The sequence below is a fragment of the Actinomadura miaoliensis genome (assembly GCF_039536785.1).
In the GTDB taxonomy this organism is placed as follows: domain Bacteria; phylum Actinomycetota; class Actinomycetes; order Streptosporangiales; family Streptosporangiaceae; genus Spirillospora; species Spirillospora miaoliensis.
In genome coordinates this window covers 60826-78411 of record NZ_BAAAZG010000026.1, presented here as the reverse complement: position 1 = coordinate 78411, position 17586 = coordinate 60826, and the positions used below count along the sequence as shown (strand labels likewise).

The window sequence follows — 17586 nt, the reverse complement described above, 5'->3', positions numbered from 1 at the left end:
ACCCTCTCATTACCGTCCGTGACCGGAATAGGCCGCATCCGTAGCCCGGAACCTGTGGCCCCGCCCACGTGGAACTGGCAGCGTTGTTCCATGAGATGCACAATCGTGCCACCGCACATGCTCGAACGGCTCGCCGGCGGCGATGACCCGGCGCTGCGCGAGATGGCCCGCCGCACCCTCACCTTCAGCTCCGCCGCCCGGACGCAGCGCCGGACGCTGGCCGTGAGCACGCCGTCCCCGGCGGAGGACTTCGTCCCCAAGCGCACCATCTACGACGCCGGGCAGCGCGAGGACCTGCCCGGCCGCGAGGTGCGCGCCGAAGGGCAGGAGGCCACCGGCGACACCGCCACCGACCAGTCCTACGACTGGCTCGGCGTGACGTTCGACTTCTTCGAGTCCGCCTACCGTCGTGACTCCATCGACGGCGCCGGGCTGCCGCTGCTGTCCACCGTCCACTACGGTCGCGACTACGCCAACGCCTTCTGGGACGGCCAGCAGATGGTGTACGGGGACGGCGACGGCACGGTGTTCCTGGGCTTCACGGAGCCGCTGGACGTCACCGGGCACGAGCTCACGCACGGCGTCACCCAGTACACGGCCAATCTGGACTACTACGGGCAGTCCGGCGCGCTCAACGAGTCGGTCTCCGACGTGTTCGGCTCGCTGATCAAGCAGTCGCACCTCGGGCAGACCGCCGACCAGGCCGACTGGCTGATCGGGCAGGGCCTGCTGGGCGACAGCGTGAACGGCGTGGCGCTGCGGTCGATGAAGGAGCCGGGCACCGCCTACGACGACCCGCGTCTGGGCAAGGACCCGCAGCCCGGCCACATGGACGACTACGTGGAGACCTACCGCGACAACGGCGGCGTCCACATCAACTCCGGCATCCCCAACCGGGCGTTCTACCTGGCGGCCACGGCGATCGGCGGGCACGCCTGGGAGAAGGCGGGCCGGATCTGGTACGACACGCTCACCGGCGGCGGCCTGTCCACCGAGGTGGACTTCGCGGGGTTCGCCGCCGAGACCGTCAAGACCGCCACCCGGCTGTACGGCGCGGACGCCGCCGAGACCGCCGCGGTGAAGGAGGCGTGGTCCGGGGTAGGCGTGCGGGCATGACATCGGACGAAGGACAGGCGACGTGGCGCGGCCCCCTCCGCGCCCGCCCGGGGCGTCACGGAGGTGACCGGCGGCACCGATGAGGCAACCGGAGGCAGAGTGAAGGTCACAGTGGTCCGCAGCGGCGGGTTCGCCGGGATCGAGCAGCGGGCCGAGTCCGACAGCGTCAGCGACCCGATGCTGGCACGGCTGGTCGACCGGGTGGACCTCAGCGCCGTGCCTCCACCCGGACGCATACCCGACCAGTTCCTCTACGACATCGACATCGACGGCGACACCGCCACCGTCGGGGAGGCCCAGCTTCAGGGGCCGCTGCGCGAACTGGTCCACCACGTCCTGGGGCGCGCGCGCTGATCCGCCGGCGCGGTGACGCGGTGAGAGACGGGTCCGCCGGTATGGCGCACCCGATGGCCTGGCGGGTGCCGCGCCGCCCCGCCAGGCCACCGGGGCCGTCTCAGCGCGGGCCGGCGGCGTCCGTCTCGGCGGCGGCGCGGGCCACGCGGTTGACCGCGGACAGGATGGCCTTGAGCGAGGCGGTGACGATGTTGCCGTCGATGCCGACGCCCCACACCGCCGTGCCCTCCACGTCGCACTCGACGTAGGCGGCGGCGCGGGCGTCGCCGCCGGCGCTCATCGCGTGCTCGGCGTAGTCCAGGACCCGTACCCGCACGCCGACGGTGGCCAGCGCCGCCTCGAACGCCGACACCGGGCCGTTGCCGACGCCCTCGATCTCGCGGATCTCCCCGTCGACACGGACGTCGCAGCTCAGCACGTCCTTCTCGTCCACCCGGGAGACCGCGCGGTGGGCCAGCAGCCCGACCCGCGGCCCGTTGGCCAGGAACTCGGCCTCGAAGATCTCCCACATCCGCTCGGCGGTGACCTCGCCGCCCGTGGCGTCGGTGTGCCGCTGCACCACCCGGGAGAACTCGATCTGCAGGCGCCGCGGCAGGTCCAGCGAGTGCTCGTGCTTCATCACGTACGCCACGCCGCCCTTGCCGGACTGGCTGTTGACGCGGATGACGGCCTCGTAGGTGCGGCCCACGTCCCTGGGGTCGATCGGCAGGTACGGCAGCTCCCAGCGGAACTCGTCCACCGGCACCCCGGCCTCGGCGGCGTCGGCCTCCAGCGCCGCGAACCCCTTCTTGATGGCGTCCTGGTGGGAGCCGGAGAAGGAGGTGTAGACCAGGTCGCCCGCGTAGGGGTGCCGCTCGTGCACCGGCAGCTGGTTGCAGTACTCGACGGTGCGGCGGATCTCGTCGATGTCGGAGAAGTCGATCTGCGGGTCGACGCCCTGGGAGAACAGGTTCATGCCCAGCGTGACCAGGCACACGTTGCCGGTGCGCTCGCCGTTGCCGAACAGGCAGCCCTCCACCCGGTCGGCCCCGGCCATGACCGCCAGCTCGGCCGCCGCCACGCCGGTGCCGCGGTCGTTGTGCGGATGCACCGACAGGCACACGTGCTCGCGCCGCGACAGGTTGCGGCTCATCCACTCGATCTGGTCGGCGTACACGTTGGGCGTGGACCGCTCGATGGTGGACGGCAGGTTCAGGATGATCTCGCGGTCCGGGCCGGGCTCCCAGACGTCCATGACGGCCTCGCAGACCTCCAGGGCGAAGTCCAGCTCGGTGTCGATGAAGATCTCCGGCGAGTACTCGTAGCCGAAGTCGCAGTCGCCCAGGTACTGCCCGGCGTACTTCATGACCTGCCGCGTGCCCTCGACCGCGAGGTCCTTGCACTCGTCGCGGCCGATGCCGAACACCACGCGGCGGAACAGCGGCGCGGTGGCGTTGTACAGGTGGACGGTGGCGCGCTCGGCCCCCACCAGGGACTGCACGGTGCGCTCGATCAGTTCCTCGCGCGCCTGGGTCAGCACCGAGATCCGCACGTCGTCGGGGATCCGGTCCTCCTCGATCAGGCGGCGGACGAAGTCGAAGTCGGTCTGGCTGGCGGAGGGGAACCCGACCTCGATCTCCTTGTAGCCCATCCGCACCAGCAGCTCGAACATCTTCAGCTTGCGGTGCCCGTCCATCGGGTCGATCAGGGCCTGGTTGCCGTCGCGCAGGTCGGTGGACAGCCACCGCGGCGCCTGGGTGATCGTCTTGCCCGGCCAGGTGCGGTCCGGCAGGTCGACCGGGGTGAACGGCCGGTAGCGGTGCACGGGCATGCCGGACGGCTTCTGAGAATTCATGGTGTGGAGGAGCCCTCTGTGCTCGAAAAAAGTCCTGGCGGCCGACGCTCAGGTCAAAGCCCCGCAGCGAGGGAGCCGACCTGTCTACAGGCCCCCGCTGCGGCCGCTAAGGAGAAGCAGCTCGCGGAGCACGGGTGCAAAGCTAACAGATCTCATCCATGTAACGGAAACCGCGTCCGCCATCTGAGACCCGCGGCGCCGCGCCGCGACGCGCCGTCACGGGCCGGCCGGACGGTCGCCCGGGACGGCCCCGGGGATCAGCACCGACAGGCAGGTGACGCAGCCCTCCAGCGCCTCGAACTCGCTGATGTCGACGCGGGTGACGCGCCAGCCGTCGGCGGCGAGGCGTTCGGCGGTGCGCGGCGCGGAGGCGGCCAGCAGCACGTGGTCGGGGCCGAGCACCACCACGTGCGCGCCGGCGGGTTCGGGCGCCACCCGCAGGCCCGGCAGCACCGAGGTGTCGACGTGCTGGGGCAGGCCGATGAGCGACCCGTCGGGCAGCGCCGTCATCGCCGACTTCAGGTGCAGGCGGCCGTCGACGGCGACGGGCACCACCCGGCGCGCCCCGAGCAGCCGGGCCAGCTCGCAGATGCCCTCCTCGTTGGTGCGTCCGCTGCGTCCCACGTAGACGGTGCCGCCCGCCTGCAGCACGTCGCCGCCGTCCAGGGTGGCCGGCGCCTCGACGCGGGCCACCCGCAGGCCGAGTTCGCGCACGAGCTTCTCGGTCGCGACCGTCTCGCCGCGCCGCCGCGGCGCCCCGGACCGGCACAGCACGGCCAGGTCGCCGCACACCACGACGGTGTCCTCGACGAACACCGCGTCGGGGTGGGCGTCGGACGGTTCGACGGCGCGCACCCGCCAGCCCGCGTCCGCCAGCGCCGCCACGTACTCGGCGTGCTGGCGCATCGCGAGCCCGACGTCCACGGGGCGGCGCTGGAGATGCGTGACGATCCCCTCGGCCAGCCGCGGCCCCGGCGCGCGCACCAGGGCCGTGCCCGGCTGCGCCGGGGTCACTTGGACGCGCCCTCGGTGGTGACGATCACGCCGAGCGCGTGCGCCCGGGACATGCCCAGCAGGTGGGCGACGTGGTGCAGGGTCTGCCGCTCCCGCTCGGTGAGCGGGCCGTCGGCGAGCCCGATGCGGACGGCCTGCGCCAGGAACCACTCCTTGGCCTCGACCGCGAGCTGCCCTCCGGCGCGGGAGATCTCCTCCTCCAGGAACTCCGGCCGCAGCCGCAGGTCGGCGTCGACCGCCTCGTCGTCGTAGTAGCCGTCCCCGTACCCGGTGACGGCCTCGATCGCCCGCGCGCGGGCCGCGCCGTCGGACGGGTCGCCCGCCCGCAGCACCAGGCCGGCCGCGGCGCGCATGCCCGCCGGGAGCGCGGCGGCCATCTGCTGCGCGGTCGGCGCGCGCAGCACCGACGGGGCGAACCGCGTCCGGCAGGTCCGGCACTCGACGACCTCCCCCACCTGGCCGAGCGGGATCACCGGCAGGAAGAACAGCGTGAACCAGCGCCGTCCCGTCCGCCGCCGGTAGGCCCGGTCGCCGCCGCAGCGCGGGCAGTGGAACGTGCCCTCGCTGACCGTGCGGAAGAACACCGACAGGCCGAAAATTAGCAACACCGGGCCTCTCCTCCCGTATCGGGCTCCACTCCAACGTACCGATGTCCGCCGACCGCCGTGCCCGTCCGGGACGACGCGGTGGCCGCGCCTTACGCTGGGTTTGTGAGCGGTGACCTTGAACGCGAAGGGGACGACGCGCGGCGGCCGGACGGCCGGCCCGCCGTGGAACGGTCCGTTCCGGAGACGGGGCGTCCGGACTTCCTGCCGCCGTCCGGCGGTCACCCGCGGCTCGGGCAGGCGCTCGTGCCCCCGGCCCAGCCTCTGGTCCCGTCCGTCGAGCCGCCCGCGCCCCGTACCCCGTTCTGGGCGGGGACGCTGTGGAACGTCGGGGTGCTGGTCGCGGCGGCCGTGCTGCTGGTGTCGGCGTTCCTGCCGTGGGTGGCTGCGCGGGTGGTGCTGAGCGCCTTCGGCCAGACGATGACGCGCGACCTGGGCTCGGCGACGGGCCTGGACGCCGACGGGATGATCGCGGCGATCCCCGTCCTGGCCCTGGCCGCGCTGGGCATGGCGTTCTGGGGCCTGATCACCGGCGACCCGCGCGTCTCGTCGCTCACCGCCGTCCCCGGCGGGATGGCGCTGGTCACGTCCGGCATCTTCCTGATGCGCCTGGACGAGACGCGGCACCAGCTCGTCGGCCCTGACACGCCCTTCGGCTACGAGATCGTCCCGGCGTACGGCTGGTACCTGGCGGTGGCGGCGTCCCTGCTGGTGCTGGGCTTCGGCCTCGCCCGCCCCGTCGTCGCCCGGGTGAGCTCGTCGCAACCCGCCGCCCGGCCCGCTCCTCCCCGGCCCCCGCAGCCCCCGCAGCCCCAGTGGTACGACGCCCGGCCGCCCGCCCCCGAGCCGGCCGCCGAGCAGCCCGTGGCGCGTCCGGACGCGCCCGGCGCCGAACAGAAGCAGGCCGCCGAGCCTCAGGAGACCCAGCAGAAGCAGGCCGCCGAGCCGGAGGAGCCCGGCCCCGAGCCGAAGCCCGGCACGGCAGACGAGCCCAACAAAACAGACCAGCCCGGCAAGAAAGGCGAGCCCGGCAAGTCCGCGACATGGTCGCCGCCGTGACCGAGGGCCGGCCGGGTCACCTCGGGGGGCGTGTCGGGATCAGTCGTAGAAGCCCAGGCGGCGCAGCTGCTTGGGGTCGCGTTGCCAGTCCTTGGCGACCTTGACCCGCAGATCGAGGTAGACCTTGGTGCCCAGCAGGGCCTCGATCTGGCGGCGGGCCTGGGCGCCGACCACCTTCAGCCGCGCACCCTTGTGGCCGATGATGATGCCCTTCTGGCTCGGCCGCTCGACGAACAGGTGCGCGTACACGTCGACCAGGTCGTCGCGGCCCTCGCGCGGCGCCATCTCCTCCACCACCACGGCGATGGAGTGCGGCAGCTCGTCGCGCACGCCCTCCAGCGCGGCCTCGCGGATGAGCTCGGCGACCAGCACCTGCTCGGGTTCGTCGGTCAGGTCGCCCTCGGGGTACAGCGCCATGCCCTCGGGCAGACGGGAGATCAGCAGGTCGGCGACCACGTCCACCTGGTAGCCGCTCTCGGCCGAGCACGGGACGATGTCGGCGAACTCGCCGAGCTCCTGGACGGCCAGCAGCTGCGCGGCGACCGTCTCGGGGTCGGCCAGGTCGGTCTTGGTGACGATCGCGACGACGGGCGTGCGCCTGACGTTGGCCAGCTCGCGGGCGATGAACCGGTCGCCGGGCCCGACCGGCTGGTCGGCGGGCACGCAGAACCCGATGACGTCGACCTCGGTCAGCGTGGAGCGCACCAGGCTGTCCAGCCGCTCCCCCAGCAGCGTGCGCGGCTTGTGCAGGCCGGGGGTGTCCACGACCACCAGCTGCGCGTCGGGCCGGTGCACGATGCCGCGGATCGCCCGTCGGGTGGTCTGCGGGCGGTCGCTGGTGATCGCGACCTTGGTGCCGACCAGGGCGTTCATCAGCGTCGACTTCCCCACGTTCGGCCGCCCCACGAAGCAGGCGAACCCGGATCTGAACGTCGCCCCCTCCTCGGGCGCCGTCCCCTCGGGGTCGCCCGGCGATGTCACCCTGTCAGCTCTCACGCCGTCAATTGTCCCTCACCCGGGCGGACGTCCAGGACGCGGTGTCAGGCGGCGGGGGCGCCGAGGGCCCGCAGGGCGTCGCGGGCCACCGCCGCCCAGTGCGCCGAGCCGACCGATTCCGCGACCTCGGCGGCACGGCGGTAGTGGGCGGCGGCACGGTCGGGAAGCTCCAGGTAGGCGGCCAGGTCGCCGAGGGTGTGCGCGACTGGCCCGATCGTGGCGACGGCGGTGGCGGCGCCGGTGACGTGGCCCTCGTACGGCAGCAGCGCCTCGTACATCTCCGCGGCCAGGTCCCGCTGGTCCAGGGCGATGGCGCGGTGGCCGCGCACGGCCGTGACCAGGTCGAAGAAGTAGTCGACGCGACCCGGGCCCGCTTCGGCGGCGACCCGGCGGGCCTCGGCCACGCGGCCCGCGCCGGCCAGCGCCAGCGCGTAGACGTCGGCGGTGGCGCCGACGTGCGGCCACTGCCGCCACACCCAGCGCGCCTCGTCGACCAGTTCCCCGGCCCGTCCCTGCATCAGCCGCAGCGCGAACACGCCGAGGAACTGCATGCCGCGTTCGCTGCTCCAGATGCCGGTGCGTCCGATGGCCCTGCCCACCTCGGCGTAGACGCGTTCGGCATCCTCGTAGCGGGCGGCGAACGCGTGGCCGAGCGCGCGGAACCAGCCGGCGATCTGCGCCAGCAGCGGCATGTCGTACCGCTCGGCCAGGCGCCGGCCCGCCTCCAGGTGCTCCTGCGCGGCGTCCAGGTCCAGGGCGGCGACGGCGGCCTGGTGGATCTGCAGATGGGCCAGGACGGCGTAGACGGCCAGGTCGTGGTCGGTGGCCAGCCGCAGCAGTTCCATGCCGAGGGCGCGGCGCAGCTCGTGGTCGTCCGGGCCCCGGTAGGCGTTGAGGAAGCGGCCGTTGAGCGCCACGGCCAGCAGTTCGGGACGGCCGAGGCGGCGGGCGGCCGCCAGCGCCTCCTCGGCGGCGCGGACGTTGCGGTCGCTCGGCTCCCCGTCCAGCTCGATCGCCAGTGTGGTGAGCAGCCGCACGCGCAGCTCCTCGGCCGCGGCGGGCAGCCGGGCCAGGGCCTCCTCGGCGGCGTCGATGACGTCCCGGTCCAGCATGCCGTACTCGCGGCTGGTCCACAGGGTCGGCACGTCGAAGGCGACGATGACCCGGGCGAGCAGCTCGGGGTCGCCGGACGCGCGGGCGGCCGCGATGGCGCCGCGCCGCCGTTCCCGCGCCCGCACGACCTGACCGGCCAGCGCGCACGCGCGGATCGCGGCGGCCTCGGCCGTCAGGCGTTCGCGGACGGTCCCGGCCTCGGGCCGGTCGCGCAGCGTGTCGGCGACCTGCCGCCACAGCTCGGCCGCGGCCTGGTGGGCGAAACGCGTCTCGGCCGCGGCGGCGGCGAGCCGGGCGTAGTGGACGGCCTTGCCCGGCTCGGTCCCGGCGGCCAGGTAGTGGTGGGCGATGGCGGCCACCTCGCCGGGACGGTGCCGTTCCAGCGCGGCGGCCAGGCGGCCGTGCATCCGGGTGCGGCGGGCGTGCGACAGCTCCCCGGCGAGGGCGTCGCGGACCAGCGCGTGCGCGAAGCGGATGCGCCCGGCGGCGGGCTCGACCACCAGGCCCGCGGCGAGCGCGGCGTCCACCGCGTCGATCACCGCGTCCTCGCCGGCGCCGGACGCGTCGGCCAGCACGGGCAGGTCGGCGTCGCGGCCCAGCACCGCCGCGTACCGCAGCGCCTGCCGGGCGGGCTCGGGCAGCCGGGCGACGCGGCGGCGCAGCACGTCCCCGACGCCCGCCGGGACGCCCCGCACGGCCGCGGCGACCCCCTCGGCGTCCACCAGGCGGGCGGTCTCGCGGGCGAAGAACGGGTTGCCGCCGGTGCGTTCGGCGATGGCGGCCAGCGCCCCCTCGTCCACCTCGGCGGCGCAGGTGGCGCGCACCAGCGCGGCCACGTCGGCGGCGGCCAGGCCGGACAGCTCGACCCGCACCGGCTCCCGGCGGGCCAGGACGGCCAGGGCGGCGGCGAGCCGCTCGGGCGTCTCGGTCTGCCGGTACGTGCCGACGATCATGACGGGCCGGTCGCGCAGCCGCGGCGCCAGCTGGGCGAGCAGGTCGAGGGTCTCCTGGTCGGCCCAGTGCAGGTCGTCCTGGACGAGCAGGAGCGGCGCCTCCCCGGCGAGCCGGGCGAGGTAGTCGCCGACGGCCAGGTGCAGCCGGAACCGTCCGCTGGTGACGTCGCCGTCCCGCACGGTGGCGGCGCCGCCGTGACCGTCGGCGAGGAGCGGGCCGAGGCGGCGGGCCAGGTCATCGCCGGGCGGCCGCGCTGCGGCCAGATCTTGCAGCAGCTCGGCCCACGGCCAGGCCGCCGGGGCGCCGCCGGTCTCGGGCGCCCGGCCCCAGCCGCACGTCCACCCGTCGCCCGCAAGGGCCTGCGCGAGCCGTTCGACCAGGGAGGTCTTGCCCATGCCCGCGTCCCCGCTGACGAGCGCGACGACGCAGCGTCCGGCGGCGGCGGCGCGGGCGGCGTCGGCGAGACGGGCCAGTTCGGTCTCGCGTCCGAAGAACGGCGTCCCGCCCGGCAGCGGCGGCTCGGCAGGGACGGCGGGGGCGAGCCGCAACTTTGGCCGGTCCGGGGCCGGGAGGACGCCGTCGTCGAGGTGCGGGTCCTGAGCGAGGATGTCGGCCTCCAGGCGCCGCAGCGCCGGTCCCGGGTCGACGCCCAGCTCCTCGGTCAGGGCGGCGCGGGCCCGGCGCAGCGCCCCCAGGGCATCGCCCTGACGGCCCGTCCGGTAGAGGGCCAGCGCCAGCAGCCGCCACGCCTCCTCGCGCAGCGGATGGTCGGCGGCGTGGGCCTCCAGGTCGGGGACGGCCTCGGCCGCCGCGCCCAGGCGCAGCATGGCCTCGGCGCGCCGTTCGACGGCGAGGCGGCGCCGCTCGTCCAGCCGGTTCGCCTCCGCCGCGGCCCAGGGCAGGTCGGCGAACTCGGCGTAGGCGGGGCCGCGCCACTGCCCCAGCGCGTCCTCGGCCCGGCGGCGCGCCCCGGCCGCGTCGCCGGCGTCCAGCGCCTCGGCCGCCCGGTCGACCAGCGCGTCGAACCGCCAGGCGTCGACGTCGTCCACCGGCAGCCGCAGCACGTATCCGGGCGGCGCCGTCACGAGCACGCGGGCGGGGCTGCGCGGTGGACGCGCCGGTTCCAGCGCGCGCCGCAGATGGGAGACGAACGACTGCAGCCCGGCCAGGGCGCGCGGCGGCGCCCCGCCGGGCCACAGATCCACCACGAGCCGCTCGGCCGGGACCATCAGCCCGTGCGCCGCGACCAGCCTGGCCAGCACGGACCGCTGGCGGGGCCCGCCGAGGTCGGCCGCCGCCCCGCCGACCCGCACCTCGAAGCTGCCGAGCACGCGAATGATCGCCATTTCCCGGCCAGCGTAAACCGCCCCCCGGCGGAGGCCGCGCCGGGCCGCCCCGTACGGCCCGGCGCGGCACGGCGGCGCGTTAGGCGCGGCTGGGCTCGCGCTCGGCGACGGCCGCGTCCGCCGACTCGGGGGCCGCGCCGCCGTGCACGTCGATCGCCGGCAGCACCCGCTCCAGCGGACGCGGCAGCCACCAGTTGGCCCGTCCCAGCAGCGTCATCGCGGCGGGCACCAGCACCAGCCGCACCACGGTGGCGTCCAGCGCGACCGCCACGGCCAGCCCGACGCCCATCTGCTTGATCACCAGCCCGGGGTCCAGGGCGAACCCGAGGAACACCGCCACCATGATGATCGCGGCGCTGGAGATGACGCGTCCGGTGGCGGCCAGGCCGACGCCGACCGAGCCGCGCGCGTCCCCGGTGCGCAGCCACTCCTCCCGCACCCGCGACAGCAGGAACACCTCGTAGTCCATGGACACGCCGAACAGCACCGCGAACATCAGCAGCACGATGAAGCTGGACACCGGCACGCTGTGCGGCAGGCCCAGCAGCTCGGCGCCCCAGCCCCACTGGAACACCGCCGTCAGCACCCCGTAGGCCGCGCCGATCGACAGCAGGTTCATCGCGGCGGCCTTCAGCGGCGTCACCAGCGACCGGAACACCACCATCAGCATGAGGAACGAGGTGGCGACGACCACGCCGATCACCGGCCACAACCGCTCGTCCAGCACCCGCGCCAGATCCACGTAGATCGCCGTGAACCCGGTGACCTCGGCACCGTCCGGCAGCGCGTCGGCGCGGATCCGCTCGACCAGCCCGGTGACCCGCTCGTCCTGCGGCCCGTAGGCGGGGACGACCGGCACCACGGCGGCGCTGCGATCGGGGGACAGCCGCGCGGGCGGCACGGCCACCACGCCCTCCGTGGCGGCGAGCCGGTCGCGCAGCGCGGGCAGCCCGGCGGGGTCGGCGCGCCGCAGGTCCACCGTCACCAGCAGCGGGCCGTTGGCGCCCGGCCCGTACGCCTCGGCCATCAGGTCGTACGCGCGGCGCACGGTGTTGGACGTCGGTTCGCTGCTGGCGTCGCTCGGCCAGGTGCGCATGTCCAGGGCGGGCGCGGCCAGCGTCAGCATGAGCACCAGCGCGGCGAGCAGCCACGCCCAGGGACGGCGCGCCACCCCGTCGGCCCACCGCCGCACGCGCGGCGACTCCACGGCGATCTTCGCCCCGGCGGCGCGGTCGCGCCTGCGCAGCACCCGCCGGCCCGCCAGGCCCAGCACGGCCGGCAGCAGCGTCACCGCGCTCGCCACGGTCGCGGCGACGACGATCCCGGTGGTGAACCCCATGGTGATGAACACCGGAATGCGCGACAGCAGCAGCCCGCACAGCGCCAGCAGCACCGTCACCCCCGCGAAGATCACCGACTGGCCCGCGGTGGCGGTGGCGCGGCCGACCGACTCGGGCACGTCCAGCCCCTCGGCCAGGCCCTCGCGATGCCGGGTGAGGATGAACAGCGCGTAGTCGATGCCGACGCCCAGCCCCACCATGATCGCCATGGTCGGCGCGGTCGTCGCCACGTTGGTGAACGCCGCCACGATGGTGATGCCCGACACCCCGGCGCCCAGCCCGGCCAGCGCCACCACCAGCGGCAGGCCCGCCGCCACCACCGACCCGAACGCCAGCAGCAGGATGACCAGCGCCGCGCCGACGCCCACCGCCTCGGCCGCACCGCCCGGCGCGGTGACGTTCTCGGGCACCATCCCGCCGAACTCGACCTGGTACCCGGCCGCCTCCAGGGGCCCGGCGGCCTCGCGCAGCCGGTCCAGCGTCGGCCCGGGCTTCAGGTCGGTGACGGGCACGTCGTAGCGGACCGTGAAGTACGCGGTGGCGCCGTCGCGGCTCGGCTGCGGCGGCTCCACCACGCTGACGTGCGGCAGGCGCGCCAGCCGGGCCCCGGCGTCGGCCAGCCGCGCCTGGTCGACGCGCCCCCGCTCGGCGTGCACCACGACCCGGGCGTCGGCCCCCGACAGCGCCGGGAAACGATCCCTCAGCAGGTCCGTGGCCCGCTGCGAGCCCGTGCCGGCGAGGGTGTAGTCGTCGTGCAGCGCGCCCCCGGCGACGCCCGCGACGCCGCCGACCGCCCCCACCAGCACCACCCAGATGACGATCATCCGCCAGGGACGCAGCGCGGCGGCCCGTCCCAGGCGGTAGAGCAGACGTGACATTCCGGCTCCCCGTGCGTGAATGGACGCACCGAGCGTCGCCGCCCGCCCTTGCCGTCCACTTGCCGCCCACTTGCGGCCCGCGCCCCTGGACGCCTGACCCGCGCCCCGGGGCCCGGGGACGGCGCTCTAGGCTGGGCACCGTGAGCGAACTGAGCGCCGAGGACAGCAAGATCATCACGTTGGCCCGGTCCACCCGGGCCCGCACCGGCGCCGCCGAGGGCGCGGCCGTCCGCGACGACACCGGCCGCACCTACGCGGCCTGCACCGTTGACCTGCCGTCGCTGAAGCTGTCGGCCCTGCAGGTGGCCGTGGCCATGGCCGTGTCCAGCGGCGCCGACGACCTGGAGGCCGCCGCCCTGGTCACCGCCGACGACACCGCCCGCGACGCCGACATCGCCGCCGTCCGCGACCTCGGCGCCAAGGCCCCCCTGCTGGTCGCGGCGCCCGACGGCACCCTGCGCGGCACCGTCCAGCCCGGCTGACCCTGCGCTCGGACTGCCGCACGCGCCGCCTAAGGCCTCAGGTCGTCAGGGCCTCAGGTCGTCGACTCGGCGCGTTCGGCGGTCTCCTCCCGGGGCTCGGTGCGGACCCGCCGCACCAGCACCGTCCCGATGCGGTTGCGCCGCCCGGCGATGCTCTCGGCGCGCAGCGTCAGGCCCGCCACCCCGGCCGTGGCGCCCTCGATGGGCACGCGGCCCAGCGCGTGGGCCAGCAGCCCGCCGACGGTCTCGACCTCCTCGACGTCGATCTCCACGTCGAACAGCTCGGCCAGGTCCTCCACGGGCAGCCGGGCGGTGACCCGGGCGGTGTCGTCGTCCAGCCACTCCACCCGGGGCGCCTCGACGTCGTACTCGTCGGCGATCTCCCCGACGATCTCCTCGAGGATGTCCTCGATGGTGACCAGCCCGGCGGTGCCGCCGTACTCGTCGATCACGATCGCCAGGTGGATCTGCCGGGCCTGCATCTCGCGCAGCAGCTCGTCGATGGGCTTGCTGTCGGGCACGTAGGTGGCCGGACGCATCACCGAGGACACCTTCTCGGAGGTCTCCCCGCCGGGGCTCTCGTGGACGCGGCGCACCACGTCCTTCAGGTAGGCGATGCCGACGACGTCGTCCTCGTTCTCCCCCACCACCGGGATGCGGGAGAAGCCGCTGCGCAGCGCCAGCGACATCGCCTGCCGCAGCGTCTTGCCGCGCTCGATGAACACGATGTCGGTGCGCGGCACCATGACCTCGCGCACCAGCGTGTCGCCCAGCTCGAACACCGAGTGGATCATCTGCCGCTCGCCCGGCTCGATCAGGCTGCGCTGCTCGGCCAGGTCGACCAGGTCGCGCAGCTCGGCCTCGGAGGCGAACGGGCCCTCGCGGAACCCGCGGCCCGGCGTCAGCGCGTTGCCCAGCCAGATCAGCAGCCGCGGCAGCGGCCCGAACACCCGCGTCACGGGATGGATCACCGCGGCCCCGGCCAGCGCGATCCGGTCGGCGTGCTGCAGGCCCAGCGTGCGCGGGCCCACCCCGACCGCCACGTAGCTCACCACGATCATGATCGCGGCGGCCACCACGTAGGCCCGCCAGGTCTCGTCCAGCCACGCGATGCACAGGTCGGCGACCAGCACGGTCGCCACCAGCTCGCAGCTGATCCGCAGCAGCAGGACCATGTTGACGTACCGCGCCGGGTCGGCGACCACCTCGGCCAGCCGCCGGGCCCCGCGCCGCCCATCCCGCAGCAGCTCCTCGACCCGGACGCGCGACACCCGGGCCAGCGCCGCCTCGGTGCCGGCCAGCAGCCCGGCCAGGACCACCAGCCCGGCCGCCAGCCCGAGCAGCCATCCCTGCGCAGTGTTCATCGCCCCGCTCCGCTCACCGCACGGTGCGGCGGGCGCGGCGAGGTGGGGGCGCAGGCCCCCGGCCTCCGCCGATCGTCCGCCCGGAGCGCCGGGCGCCCACCCGTGTTCATCGCTCCGCGCGTTTGTCCCGCCAGGACTTCAGCAGCTCGGCCTGCAGCCCGAACATCTCCTTGTGCTCCTCGGGCTCGGCGTGGTCGTACCCGAGCAGGTGCAGGATGCCGTGCGTGCACAGCAGCCGCAGCTCGTCCTCGGTGCTGTGGCCCGCCTGCGCGGCCTGCCGCTCGGCGACCGCCGGGCACAGGACGACGTCGCCCAGCAGCCCGGGGTCGGGTTCGTCCTCGTCCTCGGTGCCGCCCGACATCGACCCGGGACGCAGCTCGTCCATCGGGAAGGCCAGCACGTCGGTGGGGCCCGGCTCGCCCATCCACTTCTCGTGCAGCTCGCTCATGGCGGCCTCGTCCACCAGCAGCACCGACAGCTCGGCCAAGGGGTGCACCCGCATGCCGTCCAGCACGTGCCGGGCCAGCGCCACCAGGTCGCCCTCGTCGACCCGCACGCCGGACTCGTTCAGCACCTCGATGCTCATCTACCGCCCCCGCTTGCGGGACGACCCGCGCCCCGCCGCACCCTGCTTGATGCCCGGCACCCGCGACTCGTCGTAGCGGTTGTAGGCGTCCACGATGTCGGTGACCAGCTTGTGCCGGACGACGTCGTGGCTGGTGAGCCGGCAGAAGTGGATGTCGTCGATCCCTTCGAGGATCTCCTGGACGACGCGCAGCCCGCTCTGCTGCCCGCTGGGCAGGTCGACCTGGGTGACGTCGCCGGTGACGACCACCTTGGACCCGAAGCCCAGGCGTGTCAGGAACATCTTCATCTGCTCGGGCGTGGTGTTCTGCGCCTCGTCGAGGATGATGAACGAGTCGTTCAGGGTCCTGCCGCGCATGTACCCCAGGGGCGCGACCTCGATGGTGCCCGCGGCCATCAGCTTGGGGATGGAGTCGGGGTCGACCATGTCGTGCAGCGCGTCGTACAGCGGGCGCAGGTACGGATCGATCTTCTCGTAGAGCGTGCCGGGCAGGAAGCCCAGGCGCTCGCCCGCCTCCACCGCCGGACGGGTCAGGATGATCCGGTTGACCTTCTTGTCCTGCAGGGCCCGGACCGCCTTGGCCATCGCCAGGTAGGTCTTTCCGGTGCCCGCCGGGCCGATGCCGAACACGATCGTGTGCTTGTCGATCGAGTCGACGTACCGCTTCTGGTTGAGGGTCTTGGGGCGGATGGTCCGGCCCCGGCTGGACAGCACGTCCAGGGTGAGCACCTCGGCGGGGCGCTCCTCGGTCTGGTTCCGCAACATCGCCAGGCTGCGCTCCACGGCGTCGGGGGTGAGCGGCGTGCCGCCCTTGAGCAGCTCGATGAGCTCGGCGAACAGGCGGGAGACCAGCTCGGTCTCCGCCTCCGCCCCGGTCACGGTGATCTCGTTGCCCCGGACGTGGATGTCGCTGTGGAACGCGCGTTCGATGACGTGGAGCAACTCGTCCCGGGAGCCCAGCAGGCTCACCATGGAGTGGTCGTCCGGCACCACGATCTTGATCTGGGAGCGCGTGGCCGTGCGGTCGTCGCGCTCCAGGTGAGTTGATTCGACCATCAGCCGGGCCTTACGGCCTTCTTCGACCTGCCTTCTGTCGCTACCGGGTTTCCGCGTATGTCGCCATCCATGGTACTGGCCGCTCGCGACATGACGCCGCCGTATTTTCGGTGGCTACCCGCGGCGCCGCCGGGGAAACGGCGGCGGCCCGCCCGCCCGTCAGCCGGGCGGCCAGTTCAGCCCGCGCCCGCCGAGGACGTGCGCGTGCACGTGGAAGACCGTCTGCCCCGCCTGGGGACCGGTGTTGAACACCACCCGGTAGCCCGTCTCGGCCACGCCCTCGTCCACGGCCACCTGGTGCGCCTCGCTCAGCACCTCGGCCAGCAGGCCGGCGTCGGCGGCGGCCAGGTCGGCCACGCTCGGATGGTGGTCGCGGGGGATCACCAGCACGTGCGTGGGGGCCTGGGGGTTGATGTCGCGGAACGCCACGGTGCGCGCCGACTCGCGGACGACCTTGGCGGGCACGTCCCCCGAAACGATCTTGCAGAACAGGCAGTCGGTCATCGGTCTCCCTCCGCGATCGTGCCCGAATCCTACCGAGCGGCGTCCGGCGCGTGGCCGCGGACGCCCGCGCTGGATAGGGTCTCGCCGATCAACCATTGACGGATCGGCCGCATTCCACCGGTCCGCTGGATTAAGGTTGCAACCCTGGCGTACCCCCCGGTTCGAAACCCCTGCGCCTCCCGCCTTGTCGGCCGGTCGGGTTCGCCATGCACGCCGTCCCGAAGGCACCTCATCCGAACGGATGGCCGGGGGACGGCAAAGGCGGCGGATAGGTGACCGAGGTTGGCAGGAACATGCCCTTTCGTAAACCGGACGACGAGGGTGCGCGTCCCACAGACGTGACCGAGACCCTCGTGGCCAGGGGCACGGCGGGGGCGGTGGCCGTCGCCTGGGATGCCGATCAGGCGGTGACCGCCCTCTACAGCGCCAACTACCGTTCGCTGGTGCGGCTCGCGGCGATGCTCGTCCGCGACGCCGGGACGGCCGAGGAGGTCGTCCAGGACGCCTTCGTCGCCATGCACGGCGGCTGGCGGCGCCTGCGCGACCCCGACAAGGCCCTGTCCTACCTGCGTCAGTCGGTGGTCAACCGGTCGCGGTCGGTGCTGCGGCACCGCGCTGTGGTGGAGAAGTACGCCCCCAAGGGGCTCCCGGACGCGCCCAGTGCGGAGGCGGGCGCGATCGGCGAACTGGAACGCAGCGCGGTGATCGAGGCGCTGCACCGGCTGCCCGCCCGCCAGCGGGAGGCACTGGTGCTGCGCTACTACGCCGACCTGTCCGAAGCGGAGATCGCCAGCGCGATGGGCATCAGCCGGGGCGCCGTCAAGAGCCACACGGCCCGCGGGATGGCCGCGCTGCGCAACGTCCTGGAGCAGTTCTCGTGACTTCCACCCAGCACCTGAGGCCGTCCGGGTCCTCCGGCCGGCCGAGGGGCGGCCCCGCCGCGCCGCGGGCCGTCCGGGGCGCGCGCCTGAGGGGCGACCCCGCG

The 17586-nt window shown here is 74.2% G+C and carries 15 protein-coding genes; 5 read left to right on the top strand and 10 right to left on the bottom strand.

Features of this window, described 5'->3' with window-relative positions:
• The first annotated feature begins 90 nt into the window (after window positions 1-90).
• Both ABD811_RS20785 and ABD811_RS20780 read left to right on the top strand, forming a co-directional pair.
• Entirely contained in the window at window positions 91-1116 is a 1026-nt protein-coding gene (locus tag ABD811_RS20785; protein WP_344950067.1) for a M4 family metallopeptidase, read from the top strand.
• A gap of 99 nt (window positions 1117-1215) precedes the next feature.
• Complete coding sequence (locus tag ABD811_RS20780; protein WP_344950064.1) at window positions 1216-1470, top strand: protealysin inhibitor emfourin; 255 nt, start codon at window positions 1216-1218, stop codon at window positions 1468-1470.
• 100 nt (window positions 1471-1570) lie between these two features.
• On the opposite strand, the gene leuA is transcribed toward ABD811_RS20780, so the two are convergent.
• The 3 genes from leuA to ABD811_RS20765 form a co-directional block, all read right to left on the bottom strand.
• Complete coding sequence (gene leuA / locus ABD811_RS20775; protein ID WP_344950061.1) at window positions 1571-3304, bottom strand: 2-isopropylmalate synthase; 1734 nt, start codon at window positions 3302-3304, stop codon at window positions 1571-1573.
• Window positions 3305-3520: 216 nt separating this feature from the next.
• The gene (ddaH, locus tag ABD811_RS20770; protein ID WP_344950059.1) at window positions 3521-4318 is read right to left on the bottom strand and encodes a dimethylargininase; all 798 of its coding nucleotides are present in this window, start codon (window positions 4316-4318) and stop codon (window positions 3521-3523) included.
• On the bottom strand, window positions 4315-4926 hold the full coding sequence (locus ABD811_RS20765; RefSeq protein WP_344950057.1) for a tellurite resistance TerB family protein: 612 nt from the start codon (window positions 4924-4926) through the stop codon (window positions 4315-4317). Before ABD811_RS20765 ends, ddaH begins: the two co-directional genes overlap by 4 nt.
• 102 nt (window positions 4927-5028) lie before the next feature.
• Here ABD811_RS20765 and ABD811_RS20760 point away from each other — a divergent pair, with 102 nt between their 5' ends.
• Window positions 5029-5982, top strand: a complete 954-nt coding sequence (locus ABD811_RS20760; protein WP_344950054.1) for a hypothetical protein — start codon at window positions 5029-5031, stop codon at window positions 5980-5982.
• 39 nt (window positions 5983-6021) lie between these two features.
• Here ABD811_RS20760 and era read toward each other — a convergent pair whose 3' ends face one another.
• The 3 genes from era to ABD811_RS20745 all read right to left on the bottom strand — a co-directional run bounded on the left by era (window position 6022) and on the right by ABD811_RS20745 (window position 12609).
• On the bottom strand, window positions 6022-6963 hold the full coding sequence (gene era, locus ABD811_RS20755) for a GTPase Era (RefSeq protein WP_344950176.1): 942 nt from the start codon (window positions 6961-6963) through the stop codon (window positions 6022-6024).
• Between the two features lie 59 nt (window positions 6964-7022).
• A complete protein-coding gene (locus ABD811_RS20750; RefSeq protein WP_344950051.1) occupies window positions 7023-10391 on the bottom strand; it encodes an ATP-binding protein in 3369 nt (1122 codons plus the stop codon).
• Window positions 10392-10470: 79 nt separating this feature from the next.
• Window positions 10471-12609, bottom strand: coding sequence for an MMPL family transporter (locus tag ABD811_RS20745; protein WP_344950048.1), 2139 nt, complete (start codon window positions 12607-12609; stop codon window positions 10471-10473).
• A gap of 140 nt (window positions 12610-12749) precedes the next feature.
• Between ABD811_RS20745 and ABD811_RS20740 the strand changes: the two genes are divergently transcribed.
• Window positions 12750-13091: a cytidine deaminase gene (locus ABD811_RS20740; RefSeq protein WP_344950045.1), complete on the top strand. Its 342-nt coding sequence runs from the start codon at window positions 12750-12752 to the stop codon at window positions 13089-13091.
• Between the two features lie 53 nt (window positions 13092-13144).
• Here ABD811_RS20740 and ABD811_RS20735 read toward each other — a convergent pair whose 3' ends face one another.
• The 4 genes from ABD811_RS20735 to ABD811_RS20720 form a co-directional block, all read right to left on the bottom strand.
• Window positions 13145-14455, bottom strand: coding sequence for a hemolysin family protein (locus ABD811_RS20735; RefSeq protein WP_344950042.1), 1311 nt, complete (start codon window positions 14453-14455; stop codon window positions 13145-13147).
• Between the two features lie 106 nt (window positions 14456-14561).
• Window positions 14562-15041: an rRNA maturation RNase YbeY gene (gene ybeY, locus ABD811_RS20730; protein WP_344950039.1), complete on the bottom strand. Its 480-nt coding sequence runs from the start codon at window positions 15039-15041 to the stop codon at window positions 14562-14564.
• On the bottom strand, window positions 15042-16097 hold the full coding sequence (locus ABD811_RS20725; RefSeq protein ID WP_344950036.1) for a PhoH family protein: 1056 nt from the start codon (window positions 16095-16097) through the stop codon (window positions 15042-15044). It lies immediately after the preceding gene.
• Window positions 16098-16256: 159 nt separating this feature from the next.
• Complete coding sequence (locus ABD811_RS20720; RefSeq protein ID WP_344950033.1) at window positions 16257-16601, bottom strand: histidine triad nucleotide-binding protein; 345 nt, start codon at window positions 16599-16601, stop codon at window positions 16257-16259.
• Between the two features lie 338 nt (window positions 16602-16939).
• Here ABD811_RS20720 and ABD811_RS20715 point away from each other — a divergent pair, with 338 nt between their 5' ends.
• Complete coding sequence (locus ABD811_RS20715; RefSeq protein ID WP_344950030.1) at window positions 16940-17482, top strand: SigE family RNA polymerase sigma factor; 543 nt, start codon at window positions 16940-16942, stop codon at window positions 17480-17482.
• Window positions 17483-17586: the final 104 nt, after the last annotated feature.